4 protein-coding genes are annotated in these 2498 nt (G+C 56.2%); 1 reads left to right on the forward strand and 3 read right to left on the reverse strand.

All coding sequences use genetic code 11. From position 1 onward, the window contains the following. The 3 genes from SYN60AY4M2_RS13820 to rnc all read right to left on the reverse strand — a co-directional run. Positions 1-505 (reverse strand): IS607 family transposase (locus SYN60AY4M2_RS13820; RefSeq protein ID WP_099813435.1); only part of this gene is annotated, 505 nt, incomplete at its 3' end. Between the two features lie 187 nt (positions 506-692). Next, positions 693-920, reverse strand: coding sequence for a hypothetical protein (locus SYN60AY4M2_RS13960; protein WP_099816162.1), 228 nt, complete (start codon positions 918-920; stop codon positions 693-695). Beyond that, positions 917-1639, reverse strand: a complete 723-nt coding sequence (gene rnc, locus SYN60AY4M2_RS13825; RefSeq protein ID WP_099813433.1) for a ribonuclease III — start codon at positions 1637-1639, stop codon at positions 917-919. The genes SYN60AY4M2_RS13960 and rnc overlap by 4 nt, the downstream gene beginning before the upstream one ends. 154 nt (positions 1640-1793) lie before the next feature. Between rnc and SYN60AY4M2_RS13830 the strand changes: the two genes are divergently transcribed. Next, positions 1794-2126: a ribbon-helix-helix domain-containing protein gene (locus SYN60AY4M2_RS13830; RefSeq protein WP_240527902.1), complete on the forward strand. Its 333-nt coding sequence runs from the start codon at positions 1794-1796 to the stop codon at positions 2124-2126. Positions 2127-2498: the final 372 nt, after the last annotated feature.

Genomic DNA, 2498 nt, shown 5'->3' on the forward strand with positions numbered 1-2498 from the left:
GCAGGATGGTGAGGATATCCTCAACCAGTTCCTGCTGGGGAGAAAGGTGATCGTCATCGAGAACCAAGATTTCGCACCCGTATTGACGGCAGTACCACTCAACGAACTCAAATCCAAACCGGCAGAGTCGATCCCGGTGAGCGACCACAATTGTTCCGACATCTCCCGCACGAACTCGTTCCAATAAGGCAAGGAACTTTGGCCTTTTGAAGTTGAGACCGCCGCCAACCTCTCCGACCACTTCGGCTCCAGGATAGAGGTCAACCAGTCTTGCAATCTGTCTCTCCAAGTCTGGTTTCTGCCCTCGACTGCTGACTCGGGCGTACAAAACGACTCGTTTGACTTTTCTTGGCGCTTTGATGTAGCTGTCGAGGTCATACCTTCTTGCCCTGCCGGATGGTGTACGTATTGCATTGATCCAGCCTTTCTGTTCCCATCGCCTCAAAGTGTGGAGACATACCCCAAAGTAATCCGCCGCTTCTCTCGGTTTTACATACCTAGCCATACCAAGCAGCCATACTGAACATACTGGGCATTATTTTCAGTATAGTCCAGCGTATCATTGACTAGAGTCATGCTCTCGCCTGCGGATCCCGTAGCCGGAAGAAGTCCCTATTAGCAAGCTTCTCATCTATTCGCCTCTCTCCGCTCTCGGAGAAGGGCTATTGTGGTTGCTGGATAAGGGGCGCATCTCAGCGGTGACGGGCATCGAGGATAAACAGAGCACTGCCTACGACGAACAGGAGACTGGCTCCTATTCCCAGCAGGGTTTGGACAACCTTTAGATTGAGAAGGGTTGGAGCTGCGGGATCCCACGGAGGGGGGTCGCTACCCAAGGTCATCACCTCGCTCGCCGCAAACAGGCCACTCCCCAGCAAAAACAACCAACTGGCCAACTCGTAGCGGTGGTTGCCTCTCATGTCTTCTCCGACTGCAAGTGTTCGTAGGCTTGAGCAGCGGCGGCCATTTCCGCAGCCTTTTTCGAGCGACCTTCACCGCGGCCCCAGCACCGCCCTTGCCCCCAAACTTCCATGGTGAAATGAGGGGGATGCTCCTGGGCGGCCACCAGGCGGTATTCGGGCAGGCTACCCCAAAGGCGTTGGGTCAGTTCTTGCAAGGCTGCTTTGGGGTTGCGCCGAGTGGGGTCTTGGAACCATTGCTCCACTCGTCGGTGTAAGTAGGGATCCAGCCAGGGATGCAGCCTGGGCAGCGTGTAAATACCCCAACTGAGATAAAAAGCCCCAAGCAGAGCCTCGAAAGCATCCGCCAGCCGCCGACCCCGTCCGGCCAAGTCGTTTTGCGAGCTGGATCCCACCTCCAGGTAGCGATCCAAGCCGTGCAGATCCGCCAGTTCTGCCAGGTAAGCATCGCTGGTCAGGTCGGAGCGAATCGCGGTCAGCTCTCCCACCGACAGATGGGGATAGGACTGAAACAAGAATTCCGTAACCAAAATTCGCAGGACAGAATCCCCCAACAACTCCAGCCGATCGTTGTTCCGCTGGCCATCCAGAGAAGGGTGAATCAGAGCCTGATCCAGCAGATCCCAACGCAGTTGTTCCAGCAAAGCCGGATCCCTGAATCCAAGACGAGCCAGCAAATGCTCCAAGGCACGGCGACGGGACGGGATCAACTCAACCATACCATCAGGATACTGACGTTGCCTTAGCGGTCAGAACTGCACAGCTTAGGCCCATTTTGACCTGAGCCATCTCACCCAGGCCGGGATCCCCGCTCAGGCGGTAAGCCAGCTATGCTACAGGAGTAGTATAGGCTTTTCGAGGGAGGATCCCTGCGTGCCCATCCGCGCCCATTCCCCCATTCCCACGACCCAGATGGAAGTGACCAGCATTCGGCTGGAACGTGAGCTGAAGCAGCGACTGAAGGCGTTGGCCGGAAATCAGGGTTACCAGGCCCTCATACGGGAAATTCTTTGGAGCTATGTCCTACGCCACTCCCAAGGGGCTGCTGCCCTCAGTCCTGAGGATATTCGGGCCAGCTTCCCGGCCACGGCCCACCAAGCCCAATGCTGCGCTCTCACCGGACGGGCCATTCAACCGCAGGAGCCAATGTTGCTGGGGTGGACCACCGATGGGAAGTTTGTCGCCCTCAGCTCCTCCTGCTTTTAAGTTTTGGAGTCTCTGATACATTCACGCTGAACTCTCCTGAACATGGTTCAGGAAAGAAGCGATCCCATCCTGCCTATCTCTGAGCAGGAAGGCGGTATCCCGCAAAGCCCTGAGGAATACCCCCCGAGCGCTTTCCCCCTTCACTTCCCGGCAACCGTTGCGGTGGACTCAAGGATCAGGGGGAAACTTGGTCTACTATATCCCTCTCAATGACTTTTGCCAAACCGCCTAAAGCTCAGTAAATTCAGCAAAGTTCAGGGTTTTGGGGGTTAGAGGCATGCTCTCCAGTTGGCGAAAGGCTCCACCCGGCACGAATGCCACCCCTTTAGACGCCACGAAGTTCTCGATATTTTCTGGCCCGTTCCTCGGCTG

It is taken from the genome of Synechococcus sp. 60AY4M2, assembly GCF_002760375.1.
GTDB lineage: Bacteria > Cyanobacteriota > Cyanobacteriia > Thermostichales > Thermostichaceae > Thermostichus.